13 protein-coding genes are annotated in these 17,453 nt (G+C 65.6%); 8 read left to right on the forward strand and 5 right to left on the reverse strand.

Features of this window, described 5'->3' with window-relative positions:
• Positions 1-5: 5 nt before the first annotated feature.
• The gene (locus NA5_RS04860; protein ID WP_062982259.1) at positions 6-914 is read left to right on the forward strand and encodes a UbiA family prenyltransferase; all 909 of its coding nucleotides are present in this window, start codon (positions 6-8) and stop codon (positions 912-914) included.
• Positions 915-1,368: 454 nt separating this feature from the next.
• Positions 1,369-3,462, forward strand: coding sequence for an AMP-binding protein (locus NA5_RS04870; protein ID WP_062982437.1), 2,094 nt, complete (start codon positions 1,369-1,371; stop codon positions 3,460-3,462).
• A gap of 2 nt (positions 3,463-3,464) precedes the next feature.
• Here the strand turns inward: NA5_RS04870 and NA5_RS04875 are convergent, their stop codons facing one another.
• The 4 genes from NA5_RS04875 to NA5_RS04895 form a co-directional block, all read right to left on the reverse strand.
• Complete coding sequence (locus NA5_RS04875; RefSeq protein ID WP_062982263.1) at positions 3,465-4,886, reverse strand: MFS transporter; 1,422 nt, start codon at positions 4,884-4,886, stop codon at positions 3,465-3,467.
• Positions 4,887-5,040: 154 nt separating this feature from the next.
• Entirely contained in the window at positions 5,041-5,925 is an 885-nt protein-coding gene (locus tag NA5_RS04880) for a hypothetical protein (RefSeq protein WP_157110219.1), read from the reverse strand.
• Between the two features lie 389 nt (positions 5,926-6,314).
• Complete coding sequence (locus NA5_RS04885; protein ID WP_062982267.1) at positions 6,315-6,686, reverse strand: hypothetical protein; 372 nt, start codon at positions 6,684-6,686, stop codon at positions 6,315-6,317.
• A gap of 885 nt (positions 6,687-7,571) precedes the next feature.
• The gene (locus tag NA5_RS04895) at positions 7,572-8,714 is read right to left on the reverse strand and encodes an esterase/lipase family protein (RefSeq protein WP_062982271.1); all 1,143 of its coding nucleotides are present in this window, start codon (positions 8,712-8,714) and stop codon (positions 7,572-7,574) included.
• 252 nt (positions 8,715-8,966) lie between these two features.
• On the opposite strand from NA5_RS04895, the gene NA5_RS04900 reads away from it, so the two are divergent.
• Entirely contained in the window at positions 8,967-10,202 is a 1,236-nt protein-coding gene (locus tag NA5_RS04900; protein WP_062982439.1) for a PucR family transcriptional regulator, read from the forward strand.
• A 5-nt stretch (positions 10,203-10,207) separates the two neighbouring features.
• Here NA5_RS04900 and NA5_RS04905 read toward each other — a convergent pair whose 3' ends face one another.
• On the reverse strand, positions 10,208-10,885 hold the full coding sequence (locus tag NA5_RS04905; RefSeq protein WP_062982273.1) for a FadR/GntR family transcriptional regulator: 678 nt from the start codon (positions 10,883-10,885) through the stop codon (positions 10,208-10,210).
• A 110-nt stretch (positions 10,886-10,995) separates the two neighbouring features.
• Between NA5_RS04905 and NA5_RS04910 the strand changes: the two genes are divergently transcribed.
• The 5 genes from NA5_RS04910 (at position 10,996) to NA5_RS04930 (ending at position 17,442) form a co-directional block, all read left to right on the forward strand.
• On the forward strand, positions 10,996-12,465 hold the full coding sequence (locus NA5_RS04910) for an amino acid permease (protein ID WP_062982274.1): 1,470 nt from the start codon (positions 10,996-10,998) through the stop codon (positions 12,463-12,465).
• Positions 12,462-13,514: an asparaginase gene (locus NA5_RS04915; protein WP_062982276.1), complete on the forward strand. Its 1,053-nt coding sequence runs from the start codon at positions 12,462-12,464 to the stop codon at positions 13,512-13,514. The genes NA5_RS04910 and NA5_RS04915 overlap by 4 nt, the downstream gene beginning before the upstream one ends.
• An 11-nt stretch (positions 13,515-13,525) precedes the next feature.
• Entirely contained in the window at positions 13,526-14,953 is a 1,428-nt protein-coding gene (locus NA5_RS04920) for an aspartate ammonia-lyase (RefSeq protein ID WP_062982278.1), read from the forward strand.
• A 613-nt stretch (positions 14,954-15,566) separates the two neighbouring features.
• Positions 15,567-16,499: an undecaprenyl-diphosphate phosphatase gene (locus NA5_RS04925; protein ID WP_062982280.1), complete on the forward strand. Its 933-nt coding sequence runs from the start codon at positions 15,567-15,569 to the stop codon at positions 16,497-16,499.
• A gap of 40 nt (positions 16,500-16,539) precedes the next feature.
• Entirely contained in the window at positions 16,540-17,442 is a 903-nt protein-coding gene (locus tag NA5_RS04930) for an alpha/beta fold hydrolase (protein WP_062982282.1), read from the forward strand.
• The last annotated feature ends 11 nt before the right edge of the window (positions 17,443-17,453 follow it).

Consider the following 17,453-nt stretch of genomic DNA (forward strand, 5'->3'; position numbering starts at 1 on the left):
TAGCCGTGGCCGCGCCACCCGAAGCGCCCGCGTGCCGCCGGGTCGGCGCGCTGACCAGCGGCCTACTGCGTGAGGTCCACATCTGGTGGTCGTTCAGCGCAGGCGATCTGACCGCGACCGTTGTGCCCGCGACGACCTTCGCCGTCGCGGCTTGGGCGAGCACCCATGCCGCTGTCGCGGCACTGCCGCTGGTGTTGGCCGAATGTCTGGTCTATTTCTGGCTTTACATCTACACCTTCAACCTTTCCAACCAGCTGACCGGGATCGAAGAGGATCGCCGCAATAAGCCGCATCGGCCGCTGGTCGTCGGACTCCTCACCCCACAGGGCGCCAGGTGGCGGCTGGTGTGGGTCACTGCCGCCTTCCTCGTGCTCGGTGCGGTGCTGGGGGTTCTGGAATGGACAGTGCTCTGGATAGTCGCGTGGAGCTTCCACGATCACTTCGGCGGGGCCCGCACACTGTGGGGTAAGAATGCCGCGATGGTCGCGGGCACGATCGCCCAACTCGCTGCCGCCTGGCAGATCGTGACTCCGCTGACCGCTGCGGCCTGGATCTGGATCGCGGCGATCGCCATACCCTTGGGCGTGTTGGTATCGCTGCAAGATCTGCGCGATATCGACGGCGACGTGGCTGTCGGAAGACGCACCGCCGCAGTGGTTTTCGGTGCGGTGGCCTGCCGTCGGTTCTTCGCGGCGGCATTCGTGATTTATCCGATTACCATGCATTTCCTCGTCTATCGGAACGCACCGGCCGCCGCGGCGCTGGTCGGGTTGGCCGCAGCGCTGCTGTCCCTTGTTATCGCCTACCGCGTGCTGCGGTTGCGCGATCGCCGTGCCGACCACACCACCTACCTCCTCTACACCTACTGGTACTGCCTGACTCTGGCCAGCGCGGTCTTCGCCTTCGCAACGTGACGAATCACGATCATCGGCAGGACGCGCCCACGCGGATCCGGGGAGGGATCGGGTTACCCGAACCGGATGAACGCGACCTGCCCTCGAACACCGGCTACGCCAGCGACACCGACTGCGGCCTCGGTGTCGCGCCTGCGAGTATTCGAGACACGGTGTCGGCGACGGTGCCCGGTGATCACCATGTGTTCTCAGCTTAGGGTTGCCTGAACGCTTGGGCAATACCATTGGGGCACAACATCATTGGCCAGCATACGGATTGTGATCATTCCCAGGTGCTCGGCGGGCGTATTCCGATGACTATTGGGGTCATTCACATGGGCGTCGGGCCACGGTTGGGCGCGGACCCAACTTCGCAGTGAATGGTGGGCAACACGGGTGGGGCCTCGCATACTTGCGTCTATAGGGGTTACCGCCGACCCGAGCTGTTCGAACCGGCCGACGAGAAGTGCATGAGTTGGTTACCGACATCATCGATGTGGGCGCGGAATTCACGATCGCCCGGCAAGCGCTCTGGGATCTGCTGCTCGAACCGCAGACCTATCCACGGTTATTCGCTGGTATCGGCGGGTGCGAACGCGTGGAATCCGGTACCGACAACGGCATTCTGGAGGTGCGGGTCGGCACACCGGAGTCCGGCATACGCACACATCAGGTGCGGTTGCGGGTGTGCCGCTGGTACGAGAGCTTCGAATTGGAATGCCTCGACACCGGCAGTTTCGCCTCGATCCGCCTGCGCGGCGATGAGCAGCACACCAGGATCGTCATCACCCTGTTCGCGCCGGGGCGGATGCATCCGCTGCTGCCGGACCAGTCCAATGCCGCGGTGGCGGCGTGGGTCGACAGCGGCTTGCGGCACGCGGTCGATGTCATTCGCGGCGCACCCACCTCGGTGGTGGTCAATGCCGAGAATTCCCCGCTGCGGCGACAGGTCGGGGTGGCCAAGCAGATCATGAGTACCGGTGTCGCACGGCCCACCAGCCCCGCGACCAGCATCAAACAGGTTCGCTCCCTGGCGAAATGGGGTTTCAATCTGGCGGGCGGCTATGCGGCGGGGGCCGCGCATTCACCGGATCGGATGGCCGTCGTCGACGACTCCGGAACCCGCACCTTCGCTCAGATGCACGAACGCACGAATGCGCTGGCCGGGGCCATGGCAACGCTGAGTCTCGGGTCTGGTGACGCGGTGGGGCTGCTGTCGCGCAACCATGCGGGCATGGTCGAAACCATGGTCGCCGCCGGGAAACTCGGGGTCGATGTGGCCCTGCTGAATGCGGGGCTTTCCGGACGGCGCATCGAGGAAATCGTGCAGCGCCATCGGCTTTCGGCGCTGTTCGTCGACGGCGATCTGGAACAGCTGGTCCGCTATCTGCATACCGATCTGCCCCGTTTCAATACCGACGGCCGCCCGCCGGTACCCGGGCGGTCCACCATCGACGACCTGATCGCCATGGGGCAGTCCGAATTTCGCATCCCGGCACAGCCCGGCAGGCTCATCGTGCTGACCTCGGGATCCAGCGGCACCCCGAAGGGCGCGCGCCGCCCCCATCCGAAGGGATTCGGCACCATCGCGGCGCTGCTGTCGCGGATTCCGCTCACGATGGACGCGGCAATGCTCATTCCGGCCCCGCTGTTCCACACCTGGGGGCTGGCCGGGCTGCAACTCAGTACGGCGCTGCGTGCGACGGTAGTGCTGCCCGAGCGTTTCGATGCCGAGGACTGTTTGCGCCTGGTGGCCGAACACCAGGTCGAGAGCATGATCGTAGTGCCGACGATGGTGAATCGCATCCTGGATCTGCCCACCGCTGTGCGCGCACGCTACGACACGTCCAGTCTGCGCACCGTGATCAGCTGCGGCGCACCGCTGGCGGGGGCGACCGTGCTGCGGTTCATGGACACCTATGGCGAGATCCTCTACAACGTCTACGGTTCCACCGAGGTCTCCTGGGCCACCATCGCGACCCCCGACGATCTGCGCACCGCACCGACCACTGCGGGCCGACCGCCGCTCGGCACCAGGGTCGCGGTGCTGGGTCCGGATCAGCGTCCGGTTCCGATCGGTGTCACCGGGCATATCTTCGTCGGCAACCACATGCTGTTCGACGGTTATGTCAATTCCGCGCCGCCCACCGAGGCCGACGGCATGCTCGACACCGGGGACCTGGGCTATCTCGACGTCGCGGGCCGGATGTTCATTGCGGGGCGCGATGACGAGATGATCATCTCGGGCGGTGAGAACGTCTTCCCGCGTCCGGTCGAGGAGGCGCTCGCGCATCTGCCGCAGGTCAGTGAGGTCGCCGTGGTCGGCGTCCCGGATATCGAATTCGGACAGCGTCTGGCCGCCTTCGTGGTGAAACGTGAAGGCGCGGGGCTGGATTCGGATATGATCCGGTCCTACATTCGCCACCGGCTCAGCCGTTTTTCGGTACCGCGCGATGTCACTTTCCTCAACGCACTTCCGCGCGGTGAAACCGGCAAGATCCTCAAACGCCTGCTCGTCGGCTCCGAGCACGGCGAATCGTCTCCGCTGGGCACCTCCGGCTCCGCCTGAGCTTATGCGGGGTCCTGCGACGGTGTTGGCAATGCCAAGGTCGGCACCGCCAGGGCAATCGCGACGACCGCGATGGCGGCCAACATGACAACGCTGCCGTCCAGGGTGTGGGTGCGGAAGAACACCACGCTGAGCAGCGCCAGCCCGACCGCATTGCCGATCTGCTCGATGGTGGGCAGCTGGCCTGATGCCTCCGCCATTTGCCGCTGCGACAATCCCGTCAGCATCAGCGGCTGCACTTGCACACCGAACAGACCGACCCCGAATCCGGCGATGAAAACCGGGCCGAGCGCCAAGGTGAGATTCACCTCGCCTGCGGTCAGCCGCAGATATGCCGCGCCGATCGCCACGCAGCATCCGTACATCGCGATGCCGAATGCGAGTGCCCGTACTCCCCAACGCCTTACCAGCGGCAGCGAGGCGAGCGCACCGGCTCCCGCGCCGAGGGCGAACGGTGTCATCGCCACACCGGTGCGCAGGGCGGACCAGTGCAATTCGTCCTGCAGGGTGATCGATACGGTGAAGACGAATGCGGTGAACAGACCGAAGAAACTCGCCACCAGCGCCGCACCGATGGCGAAGCCGCGATCGGCGAACAGATCCAGGCGCACCAGCGGACTGCCGCCGCGTCGAACCAGCCTGCGCTCGTGGGCGAAGAACACCGCACCCAGCGCGAATGCGGCGGCGATTACACCGAAAGGCCGTGGCCGCCAACCATTCTGCTGAATGTCGGCGAGGGCGGCGAGTAGGGCGAACAGACTCACCGTGGACAAGGTCACGCCGCCGAGATCGAGGCGGTCGCGTTCCGGCGGCCTGCCGAGGTGCAGATATCTGAAGCCGAGGACGAAGGCGAGCAGGCCGATGGGCAGATTCATCAGGAATATCGAATGCCAGCCGAGTCCGGCGATATCGGCGGTGACCAGCGCACCGCCGAGGATCGGTCCGAGCATTCCGGCGAATCCGGCGGTCGCGCCGTAGAGCGCGAATACCTGTTGATGTCGATTCGCTGGGAAGCTCGCGATGAGGATGGCGATCGTCTGTGCCGCCATCCCGGCGCCCGCGACCCCCTGGACGATTCTGGCGATTACCAATTCGGTTGCACCGGTGGACATTCCGCACCACACCGACGCCGCGGTGAATGCGGTGACCGAGACCAGGAAGACGGTGCGGCGACCGAAGACGGCGCCGATGCGCGCCGCGGTGAGCAGCGTGCACGCGAAGGCGAGCGAATAGCCGGAGACCACCAGCACCTGCGCCGACTGCGAGGCCCGCAGGTCGGCGGTGAGATTCGGCAGTGCGGTATTGACGATGGTCACATCGATCATCTGCATGAAGACCGCGATGAGGCAACCGGCGAAGGCGAGCCACGCGCCGAATTCACCGCCCGCCCGCTCATCGGATAGTCGGGTACCGATCTCCGTCACAGCTGATCCTCCCGAACGCGGGCATCGAACGCGATGACGGTAACGAACAATCCGGTGGCTACCGCAGATCAGCGATCAAACACTCCGTCAACACACAAGCCGACTGTCACCCATCTTGTGAACCGGCCCAAGTGGCGGTTCACCCCCGGTCTGATCAGGCCGACAGATCGGTCGACTCGGCTCGCGCCATTTTCACCAGCATGTCGTGCAACTCCTTCGCCAACTTTCCCGCTCGATCCCCGTGCAGCGCGACGTCGGTGAACGCATCGAGCAAAGCGAGGCTCGGATCCAGCGGGTTGTAGGCGAGATCCGCACTGCCACGCAAGGATTCGGTAATCAGTCGGCGCTGCGCCTCGTGCCGGGCCCGAAAGTCCCCCGCGACATCGAGCGCGCAACCGAATTCACGCACAACCGCGGCGTACACCGGCCGATCGGCATTGCGCCGCCGACGCAACCACCGGCGCGGGCGCGCGTCCCCGGCCTCCGGAACCAGAGTCGCCAACGCCCCGCCATCGAGCACCATCCAGATCGCCGACGCATCCGACCGCGGCAATGCCGGAGACGGACCACGCATCGCGGGCGCGCTATCGTCCGGATCGGTAATCTGTATGCCGCGCAAGGAAATCGGATACCTGGTCAACATATCGTCGACCGCCGCGGTCACCTCGCGAACAACATATGTGTCCACGTTCGGCCCATCGAATCCGATGATGTCCAGACCATGCTGCGTCGCCAACTCGACAGCGGTCCTCGGTGTCGCCGAATCGACGAAATCCGCGCTGGAGCGCGGCATCTCGACATCGGGATACGTCGGAAATCGCAGCGCCTCGGATTCCTGAACATATATCGGCAGCGGTACCGTCTCCGGCTCGAACTCCTCCCCCGGCGGCCGCACCAGCTCGGATTCTCGAACGTAGACCGGCAGCGGACCCGACTCGGATGGTTGAACATAGACCGGCCGCGATACCGCGTCAGGTTCTTGGACTCGCGCCGGTTCCGGCACTGCCTCCGGCCAAGGAACATCTTCCGGTAGCGTCACCGCGCCAGGCTCGGCAGCACCCGCTGGCATCGGCAAGGCCCCGGGTGCCTCGCTCGCCACGGGCCGTGCCGTCTCGGGTTCCCAAAAGTAGGTCGGTTGCGGCACGGACTCGGGTCCCCGAACGTCCGCTGGCAACGGCACCGCCCCGCTATCCTCCGGCGCACTGACCGGTAGCGGCGGCCCAAAAACATCCACCGCTCGCGGCAGAGCCCCGTCTTCGCGAACATCCGCTGACAGCGACAGCGAGTCTGGCGGCCGAACATCCACCGGTGGCGAAACTACCTCCGGCTCTTGGATATCCGGCGACGGTCGAATCACCTCCGGATCCTCGGTATCGCCCGCCAGGCGGCTCGGTGCCGACGCGGCATCGGACTCTCGGATATCTGGCGCTAGCGCCACCGCTGCGGCTCGGCCGCATCCGCCAGCACCGGCACAGCCGCGGGCACCTCGATATCCACCCACGCCTCGGGGACCGAGGTGTCGGCCAGTTGCGGAATTGCCTCCGGCTTGCGATCCGCGAGGTGCGCTCCCGCCGTTGGTTCCGCGATTTCAGCCGGTAACGGCGCCGCAACATCTTCGGATTGTCGTACCGTCTCGGATTCCTGGACATCTGCTGCTAACGCAACGGCCGCGGGCTCGGCAGCGTCCGGCGGTCTGTCCGGTTCGCCGTCCACCGGCAGCCGTTGCGCCGTCTCGGATTCCTGAACATCGACCGGCAGAGATGGAGTCGGATATGTCCCGATATCCATCGGCGCGGTCACTGCGACGGGCTCCGCGACATCCGGCGACGGGTGCGGAGGATCTGGCGGCCGAACATCTACCGGTGGCGAAACTACGTTCGGCGCTTGGACAACCGTCGGCGGTCGAAATGCATCCGGTTTCGCGGTTATGCTCGGCCGACCAGCCGCCGACACGGCCTGGTCGGCGCCCGCATTGACCGTGGGTTGGCGGGGCGGGGGTGGCTGGATTGTCGGTGGGGTTGGGCTTGCGAGTGAGAGTGGTTCCGACGCAGGGGATTTGGACGGGGCGGCGGGCGCATTCGACCTCGCCGGGCGTGGGCGGACCGTGCGTTGGGACCACGGAGTGTCCACTCTGCGACGGGACCATGGAGTGGGTGCGGGCTCGCGTACGAGTGGGCGGTGTCGACTCGCGGTGTGGTGGTCTGCTGTCGGTCGATCCGATGCGATATTCGGGCGCACCGCCGTGGATGTGAACCCCGCCTTCGGTGATGCACCGGCAGAACGCATTTCTGCGGATGCCGCGTCCGGATGCACCTCTGCGGACACCGCCTCCGAAGGCGCCTCTGCGAGCACGCCAACCGAATCCAACTCCGCGTATTCGATCGCGGCCTTCAGCTCGACCACGGTTCGGTTGGCCTCGGCGATCAGGCGTTCCAACCTCGTGACCATCGCCCGCAGTTCGCCCGGGTCGAACCGCGACCGCTGATTCACCGAGGTCTCCTGCTGTGTCGTTACCGCGGTCAGGTGCAACCGGGTGTGCTGACCCGTAACCATGGTCCGACTCGCATGAACCCGAGTACGGACAGTGGCACAGTCAATTTTCACTCAGGGCGTCAAACCTCCCGAGATTGGGAAGTCCACACCTTGCCGAGCTCGACCGATTCGGGCAGGGTTCATCGGTCCAGCTCAGAGGCTGCCGCCCCCTCCGATCAGCCACGGGTTGAAGCTGCAGTCGCGGTTCGAATGATGCGCGGGATCCAGGGCCTCGAGGGCGATAGCGGCCGAGCGCGGTGAATACATCATCGTCAAGTGGTCGGACAGATCCTGTTCGCAGCCGTCCTGCAGCGTGATGTTCTCGACCGGGGCATCCGGCCCAGCCTGCAGGAACGTCCAGTTGTACGGATTGGTGACCTCGTCGTACCGCGATCCGACGACCGTGTAGTCGACACCGGGCACGGTATCGCCGTTCGCATTGAGCCGCGCGTAGAACGAAGACCCTACCGCCTGTTCGATATTCGACAGCCCGACGATCGGCTCGTAGAAACCGAGGATATTCACGCCGAGGTTATTGATGGCCCGCCCTAGCGTGGCGATGCCCATCAGTGTTGTGCCATGGTGGGTCGCACCGAAAGTGACCAGCTTGCCGACCTTATCGGCACCCCCGTCGAATTTCAGATACTGATTGGCCACCGTGCCGCCCTGCGAATGGCCAACGATATCGACCTTCTCCGCGCCGGTGGTCGCCCGCACCCGCTCCACGAAATCCGCGAGCTGACGCGAGGATTCGGCCATCGGCCCGACCCCGTAGCGACCGGGTAGCGCCGCCCCGATTCCTCCCCCGTCCAGCAGCCCCGATCGCCCGAAGTTGAAGGCGAACACACAGAATCCCGCCCGCGCCAACCGCGGCGAGAGGTAGGCAAAGGTGTCGAATGCATTGAGCCAGGTGCCGTGCAGTAGCACCACCGGGTTCGGATGTTCGGCACTCGGCTTGCAGTCCCACCGGTTGGCACCCGCGGGTGCGGCGTCCGGATGCGTGAGGCCGTAGGCGAAAGCCGCTAGCGCCGTGGTCATTTCGGGTCCCTCGCCGACGGTGTTGGAGGCGATGCTCTTCGCCCAGCCCGATCCAGATCCACTTCCGGTATCCACGATCGCCTGTGGCCGCCGCCCGTCCGGAGCCGGGGCCAGGCCCGCGTTGATCTGCTCTACGAGGAATTGCTGATCGGATTCGGCGGGATCCGCGCCCGCCGTACCGATTCCGAGCCCATGCGCCACGGCCAGTCCAGCGATGAGGGCGGCGCCCGCGAAGGCGCGACACCCGCGTTGCTTCATTGCAAACATTTCGTACTTCCCATCCCGATCGGTTCCGCGCTACGCCGGTCGCTATGCCATGGGTCACAGATCGATCGAAATGTGATGGCCGCCATTGTGTTTACGCGGTACTCGAAATGTAGGACGGTCATTAGTCGACGTCACTACACGGCATGACGAATAAACTCCGCACTGTTTTGTCGTCGACGACAAAGTTCTGGTTGAGAAAACCGAAACGTTGAAGTGCGCACTGTCCTCGACAACAATCGGCGCATGACAATCGCTACCACCTCGGCCACCCGAGACGCTCCATTGGTGATCCGGTTACTGACCAGGTGGCCGCAGATCTCCGAGCGCATGCTCGCCGAGGGCCTCGGTGCGACCCCGCCCGCGACGGATCTGCCCGACGGACATTTCACCGCGGAGGTGCTGCCCGCCATCTACGCCTGCGGCCGCGCCGTATTGCAGGCCATCGGCGAAGACCGTGTATTCACCGGGGCCGAGGTCGCGGCCTTCGTGGCACCGGTTGCCGAACGGCATGCCGAAGACCGCTTTCCGCTGTCCATCCTGATCGAGGCCATCCACGGTTCGGCGCAGTCGGTGCTCGCCGAGGCCGCCGCCCTGGCGACACCCGATGAAATGGCCGATCTGGTCCAAGTCGGCTCGCGCCTGCTCGATCTCCTCAAGCACATCAATATCATCGTCGTCGAGACCTACACGGCGGTCGAACAATCCATCTACAACGCCGAGCGCGAAGCCCGCCGCGAACTGTGTTCGGCACTGCTGCGTGGTCAGCCCGCCGACGAACAGGCCGCCCGCGCCGATACCCCGCTCAGCGAGCGCTATACGGTGCTCGGCATCCATATCGATTCGGACGACCAGCCCACCTCGGTCGCCGATCTACTGGCCCGGCGGCGGATCCGGATCCTGCACCGCACCCTCGATACGATCAGTAACGGCACGGCGCTGGTGACCTTCGACGGTTCCACCGGAATCGCCTTGCTCCCAGCATATTCCGAGGAACCGCAGCGGACCCGATATGCGGCGTTGGCGGCCGAGTTGGCCGAACAATTCGGCGCGGCGGCACATCTGGCCGAATGTCCAGCGGTCGCGCGCGCCGAACTGCCCGATGCCGCGAAGGAAGTCGCCGAACTCGCAACGCTCGCACGCCTACTCGGCCGCCCGACCGGCAGCTACCGACTCGACGATCTACTGCTCGAATACCAGCTCACCCGCCCCGGCCACGCCCGCGACCGACTGGCCGAGCGGATCACCCCACTGCTGAGCAACCCGCACCTACTGGAGGCGTTGGAGGCGCATCTGCGCTACGGCTCCGACCGCAAGGCCGCGGCGGCGCGACTTCATGTGCACCCCAACACCTTCAGCTATCGACTGCGCCGCATAGCCGAACTCACCGGCACAGATCCCAGCGATCCGAACAACTCGCGGCTGCTCGCCGCATCGCTGACCATCCAGCGCACACACCAGCCGCCGGATCCGCAGCGGTAGGACCTTCAGGCGCCGATCCGGGCTACTGTTTCCGCGACTCGCTCCAAATGATCGGTCATCGCCGCACGGGCGGCTTCCGGCGCACCGGCCTCGATGGCCCGCACGATGGCCTCGTGCTCGCGGTCGGAATCGGTGCGGCGGTCCTGGGTCAGGTTCAAGAACTCCGATTGCAGGTCCAGTGCGCGGCGGGTGTCGGCGACCATGGCGGTCAGCATCGTATTGCCGCTCGCGGCCGCGATGGCGGTGTGTAACTCGCCGTCGTAGCGCACCCATTCGTGCGCATCCGGGGCCGCGGCGAGCTTGTCCAGGATCTCGAACAGCTGCCGCACCTGCTCCGGTGTGCGGCGCTCGGCGGCGAAACCGGCGGCCGGTATTTCGACGAGCCGTCGCGCCTCGATCAGGTCACCGGCGCCGACGCCCGCGAAGGTCGGCTGGGTGTCGGCGTTCTTGGAGACGATGAAAGTGCCTCGGCCGGTATGGGTTTCGGTGAGTCCGAGGATGGCGCAGGCATGTAGCGCCTCGCGGACCACCGGCCGACTCACCCCGAACTGCTTGGCCAGCGCCAACTCCGCGGGCAGGCGATCGCCCACCGCGTAATCGTCGCTCTGGATGAGGCTCTTCAGCCGACGAAAGACCGCTTCGGTGGCGCCGATGCGCTGCACGTACCCTTCCTCGACCGTCACGCGACCAGTATGTCATTGACAGCCGCTGTGACCCCCGTTACAGTCGACCTGTCTTACAGCCTGACAGCCTTACTTCTTCGGGGCTGGATCCGGCCCACGGAAGGTTTTCGATGCAACACCACGACCAAGAGTCGATCGCCACCACCGCGCCCGCACCGCGGATCGATATCGGGGATCTCGGCTACCAGAAGCGACTACACAAGCGCCATATGCAGATGATCGCGATCGGCGGATCGATCGGCACCGGACTGTTCCTCGGCGCCAGCGGCCGGATGTCGCTCGCCGGACCGTCGCTCGCCCTCGTCTACATCGTGTGCGGAATCTTCACGTTCATGGTGGTGCGCGCGCTCGGCGAACTGGTCATGTACCGGCCTTCGTCCGGGGCGTTCGTGTCCTATGCCCGCGAATTCCTCGGTGAACGCGGCGCGTACTCGGTGGGCTGGCTGTACTTCCTGAACTGGTCGACAACACTGGTCGCCGACATCACGGCGGTCGCGCTCTACGCGCACTTCTGGTCGTTCTTCGTACCCGTGCCGCAGTGGGTGCTGGCGCTCATCGCGCTGACGGTCGTCGTCGCGCTCAATGTGATGTCGGTGCGGCTGTTCGGCGAACTCGAATTCTGGTTCGCGCTGGTCAAGGTCGGCACCATCATCGTATTCATGGTGCTGGCCATCGGATTCATCGTCACCGGCACCGCAGTCGGCGACAACGTCCCCGGCATCTCGACGATCACCGATCACGGCGGACTGTTCCCCCGCGGTCTGGCACCGATGCTGACCATCGCGCTCGGTGTGGTGTTCGCCTTCGGCGGGACCGAGATGATCGGGGTCGCCGCGGGCGAAGCCGACAACCCGAGGCTGGTGGTGCCGCGCGCGGTGAACTCCATCATGTGGCGGATCATCCTGTTCTACGCGGGCTCGGTCATCCTGTTCACACTGCTGCTGCCGTGGACGGCCTACTCCGCCAGTGAGAGTCCGTTCGTCACGGTGATGAGTTCGATCGGCATTCCGCATGCGGGCGATGTGATGAACCTGGTGGTACTCACCGCCGCGATGTCGAGCCTGAATGCCGGGCTCTACGCGACCGGCCGCACCCTGCGTTCGATGGCTGTGGCCGGTGCGGCACCGCGTTTCGCGCAGCGGATGAACCGCAATGGCGCACCGTATGGCGGCATTCTGATCACCAGCGTGGTCGGCATCGCGGGCGTGGTGCTCAATCTGGTCATGCCGCAGAAGGCCTTCGAGATCGTGCTTAATCTGGCGGGACTCGGCATTGTCGGCACCTGGGCTTCGATCATGACCTGCCACTGGATCTTCGTGCGCCGAGCCGAGCAGGGACACTACCGCAGGCCCGCCTTCCGGCTGCCCTTCGCGCCGGTGCTCAATATCCTCACCCTCGGCTTCCTGCTCGCGGTGATCGTGCTGATGTTCTTCGACGATGAGATCGGGCGCATCACCCTGGCGGCATTCCTGCTGGTCGTCGCCGCGATGGTGGCGGGTTGGTACCGGGTGCGTGGACGGTTGGATCCGGACGTGCTCGCGCCGGTGCAGGGCACTGGCACCGGATCGGACAACTCATGAACTCGATCGCTACTGTGCCACAGCATGTTTCCCAGATCAGTGTGGACATCCTCTACACCGGTGGCACTTTCGGGATGGTCGATCATGGTGACGGACTACGGCCGCGCCAGGGTCTGGGCGGCGAAATCGCCGAGGCTCTGGCACGATTCGAGCGAGACAGCGGTATAGCGGTTCGATTCGACTACACCGAAATCGAGCAGGTCATCGACAGTTCCGACGCCGGGTCCGATAACGCCCGCCGGATCGCCGAACAGGTTCGATCCGGTATCGCGCAGCGGCGGCCGAACGGAGTCATCGTGGTGCACGGCACCGACACGATGGCCTATGTGGGCGCGCGGATGGCATTCGAGCTGCGCGATATCGACGTGCCCGTCGTGCTGACCGGAGCGCAGATCCCGCTGGGCCTTCCCGGTAGCGACGCACGGAACAATCTGACGCTGGCGTTGAACAGCATTGCTGCCGGGACAGTTTCGGGAACGTCTATCGCATTCGGCCAGTCGCTGCATCCCGCCGTGCGCGCCAGCAAACGCGCGTGCGACGACTACGACGGATTCACCACGGTCCGGGAATGCACACCGCCGCCCGCGCCGCCCCGGCTGCCCGAGGTTCAGCCCCGCCCGAACGGCACGCCGGTCGGCCTGTTCACCGTCTTTCCCGGAATGCATCCGACCATTCTCGACGCGGCACTGCGTCACTACCGGGGCGGACTCGTGCTCGAATGCTATGGCTCGGGCACGTTGCCGCTGCACGGTTCGGCAACGGTCGAGGCGATCCGTGCGGCCACCGCACAGGGGACGCCCGTGCTCGTCATCACCCACTGTGACAGCGGCACAGTCGATCTCGACCGCTATCAGTCCGGCCGGGCCATGCGCGACGCCGGTGCGATCGGCGGTGGCGATATGACCAGGGAGGCCGCACTGGCAAAACTGGGCTACCTGGTGGACCTCGGCCTATCCGGTAGCGACCTGCGCCGGTGGATCACGACCAATCTGCTCGGCGAGCTGTCGAATCACTCTGCGCCACAGCCCATCCCGCACACCTCCAACTGAACAGGAATCCGATGACCGAAAGCACTCGCACCGAACGCGATTCCCTTGGCACCCGCGCGGTACCACGCGAGGCCTACTGGGGCGTCCACACCGCCCGCGCGCTGGACAATTTCGCCATTACGGGCGACCGCATCGGCAATTACCCCGCACTGATCACCGCGCTCGCCGCGGTGAAACAGGCTGCCTGCCGTGCCAACCGAGACCTGGGCCTCCTCGATTCGCGCCGCGCCGAAGCCATCGATGCGGCCTGTGCCGAGATCCGCGGCGGCGCTCTGCACGACCAGTTCCCCATCGATCCCATTCAGGGCGGGGCGGGTACTTCGACGAATATGAATGCCAACGAGGTCATCGCCAACCGCGCACTGGAGCTGCTCGGCCACGACCGCGGCGGCTACACCGAATTGGACCCGCTCGATCACGTGAATCTGGGCCAGTCGACCAACGACGTCTACCCGACCGCGGTGAAACTCGCCATCGTGCACCATATCCACGATCTGATCGCGGTATTGGGCCGACTGGCGACCGAATTCGACGGCAAGGCAGCCGAATTCGCCGACGTCATCAAGATGGGCCGCACCCAGCTCCAGGATGCGGTACCCATGACGCTCGGACAGGAGTTCGGCACCTTCGCGATCATGGTGCGCGAGGACCGCGCCCGCCTCGACGAGGGCACCGCACTACTGCGCGAATGCAATCTCGGTGGTACCGCGATCGGCACCGGTATCAACGGCCATCCGGACTATCCGGCGCTGGCCTGCACCCATCTCGCCGATATCACGCGGATTCCGGTGACCTCGGCCGCGGACCTCATCGAAGCCACCCAGGACTGCGGCGCGTTCGTGCAGATCTCCGGCATCGTCAAACGCGTCGCGGTCAAACTGTCCAAGATCTGCAACGACCTGCGGCTCATGTCCTCGGGACCGACGGCGGGTCTGGGGGAAATCTCGCTTCCCCCAGTACAAGCCGGATCATCGATCATGCCGGGCAAGGTCAATCCGGTCATCCCCGAGGTCGTCAACCAGGTCGCCTTCGCGGCCATCGGCAACGATATGACCGTGACCATGGCCGCCGAGGCGGGCCAACTCCAGCTCAACGCCTTCGAGCCGATCATCGCCTACAGCCTGCTCCGCACCACCGCCCACCTCACCGCCGCCATCGACACCCTCGCGACCAGATGCGTCGCGGGCATCACCGCGCACCGCGACCACCTGGAACAGGGCGTGCGCCGCTCCATCGGCATCGTCACCGCGCTCACCCCCCACATCGGCTACGCCGCCAGCGCCCGAATCGCCAAGCAGGCCTTGCACACCGGCCGCCCCGTCGAAGAAGTCGCTACCGAACTCGGCCTGCTGCCAGTCGAAACCGTGAAATCCCTACTGGCGCCGCACCGCCTCGCCGGACTGCCGACTCCAGTGTCTGAAGCTGCTGCGGCACAGTAGTTAACGCGGTCGTGCCGCACTGCTGGTTCATGCTCGGTCGCCGGACGGTGGCCTGGGGCGTCGGAGTTCGCGGGGTCGACGCCTCGGCTTCGGACACGCCGATCTCGGCGTGGCGGCATAGATCTGCGGGCCGGTTGGGCTAGCATGGCAGCGCTGTGTGACGTGGCGGCGTTCGCACAGCGAACGGGGAAGAACCTGCCCGGCGGCACTCTGTGTCGCCGGGCAGGTCGAAAACCCTCCCGCCATGCTCGACACGGTGCCGGTTCCCATCCCAGCGGCCAGGCATGCACGGAATCGCCTCATTTCTGGCGAGTATCGCCGCATGGTAATCCAAACCCTCTCTGCCCGAGGGCGCCTCACTCGACGAGGTTCGCTCGACGCTCGCCGACGAATTGCTGGGCACCGCAGGCCTTTTCCATGCCTGTTCTCGCAAGCGGGCTCGATCATCACGATGTAGCAGACACCTGCGCCGGGGCAGCGCGAATCCGGGCGAGCGTCGCGCGACGATGCCGCACGATAGTCCGGCCCCAAGCCGGGCGCGAAAGGTACTGCGGGAACCGGTATTCGGACAAATCGGAGCGTGCTACTCCCAGTCGGAAGCACTGTCGCGCACATGCGAGAATCGTCCGCGATGATCACCTATCTCGAAGCGACTGTCATCGGTGCGGTGCAGGGGGTCACCGAGCTGTTCCCGATCTCCAGCCTCGGCCACTCCGTGCTGATCGCCGCATGGGTGGGCGGCGATTGGCGAAAGTTGTTGGTCCAGAACGAATCCGGCGCGGGTAATCCCTATCTGGCATTCGTAGTCGCGCTGCACGTCGCGACCGCTGTGGCGTTGCTCGGATATTACTGGCGCGACTGGTGCTCGATAATCGCCGGTTTCATCACGTCGCTACGCACCAGGCGGCTCGATACCGTTCCGCAGCGATTGGCGTGGCTGATCGTGATCGCCTCCACGCCCGTCGCCATCCTCGGGCCGCTGCTCGTCCATCTGCTGCACGCACTGTTCGAGGGGCCCATCGACGCGGCCATCTTCCTCACCCTCAATGGCGTCGTGTTGGTAATCGGTGAGGGACTGCGTCGACGCAACGAGCCGACGCTGGCGGAATACGGGCGGCGTTTCGCCCTCACCGCCGCATCGCATCCGGCCCGCCAAACGGATCGGCGGCTGGCCGCGCTCGGGGCGCGCGATGCCGTGGGCATCGGATTCGCCCAAGCCGGTGCCCTGCTGACCGGATTCAGCCGTGCGGGCCTGACCATGGTCGGCGGATTGTGGCGCGGTCTCGAGCACACGCACGCTGCCAAATTCGCCTTCCTGCTCGCCACTCCGGCAATCCTGGGCGCCGGAATCGTGGAAATACCGGAACTGTTCGGACCGGAAACCGACGGCATCCGAGGGCCGGTCCTCGTCGGCGCCATCGTGTCCGGGACGTCGTCCTGGCTGGCCGTGCGCTACTTGGAGCGGCACTTCCAAACTCGCACCCTGCTACCGTTCGCGACGTACTCACTGATTGTGGGGCTCCTCTCTATCATCCACTTCAGCTGAATCATCCGATCCGCCTTCGACAAGCAGGGTTCGAACTCAGATGACAACATCGACCTATGACGAATTCGGACTGTTCGCCGAGAATGCGGCCGAGGCCGGGCTGCCCTGGTCGGGGCCGCCACGGGTGCAACGGTTCTCGGTCGACATCGGCTCCGGTCACCGCGTCAGTGGCCTGCGTTGGGGTGACGGCGAGCCGGAATTGGTGCTCCTGCACGGCGGCGCGCAGAACGCGCACACCTGGGACACCGTGGCGCTGGCGCTGGATCGCCCGCTCGTCGCGCTCGACCTGCCCGGCCACGGCCATTCCGACTGGTGGCCCGACCATCTGTACACACCACATCGGCTGGCCGATGCGGTAGCCGCCGCCGTCGAAACCGTTGCGCCGCAGGCGAATGCGGTTGTCGGCATGTCCCTCGGCGGGCTGACCGCACTGCGACTGGCCGCGCATCGTCCAGACCTGGTGCGGCGCCTGATCATGGTGGACGTTACCCCGGGCACCGGCGACAACCCGAACAAGACCGCGGCCATAGTCGCATTCGTCAACGGCCCCGCCGACTTCGGCTCCTTCGAGGAGATCCTGGAGCGTACCGTCGCACACAATCCGGGCCGATCGGTCCAGTCGCTGCGACGCGGAGTCCTGCACAACGCACGTCAACGGGATGACGGCCGCTGGATCTGGCGCTACGACCGACTCCGCCCCACCGCGGACGGCTCACTCGACCTCAGCCCACTCTGGGACGACGTATCCGCTGTACAAGCACCACTGCTGCTCGTACGCGGCGCACGCTCACCGGTCGTCGACGATGCCGACATCGCGGAACTGCACCGCCGCCGCCCCGGCGCACAGGTCGTGCTCGTCGAAGGCGCCGGGCACTCGGTCCAGGGCGACCGCCCCCTCGAACTCGCGGCACTCATCCGCGACTTCACCTTCCCCGCCGAATGATTGCGCACCGA

The sequence above is a fragment of the Nocardia anaemiae NBRC 100462 genome (assembly GCF_001612725.1).
Taxonomy (GTDB): domain Bacteria; phylum Actinomycetota; class Actinomycetes; order Mycobacteriales; family Mycobacteriaceae; genus Nocardia; species Nocardia anaemiae.

Coding starts and splice junctions, on each gene's coding strand:
- NA5_RS04920 (WP_062982278.1), top strand. CDS start 13,526: ATGACCGAAAGCACTCGCACCGAACGCGATTCCCTTGGCACCCGCGCG.
- NA5_RS04895 (WP_062982271.1), bottom strand. CDS start 8,714: ATGAAGCAACGCGGGTGTCGCGCCTTCGCGGGCGCCGCCCTCATCGCT.
- NA5_RS04930 (WP_062982282.1), top strand. CDS start 16,540: ATGACAACATCGACCTATGACGAATTCGGACTGTTCGCCGAGAATGCG.
- NA5_RS04925 (WP_062982280.1), top strand. CDS start 15,567: ATGCGAGAATCGTCCGCGATGATCACCTATCTCGAAGCGACTGTCATC.
- NA5_RS04915 (WP_062982276.1), top strand. CDS start 12,462: ATGAACTCGATCGCTACTGTGCCACAGCATGTTTCCCAGATCAGTGTG.
- NA5_RS04900 (WP_062982439.1), top strand. CDS start 8,967: ATGACAATCGCTACCACCTCGGCCACCCGAGACGCTCCATTGGTGATC.
- NA5_RS04910 (WP_062982274.1), top strand. CDS start 10,996: ATGCAACACCACGACCAAGAGTCGATCGCCACCACCGCGCCCGCACCG.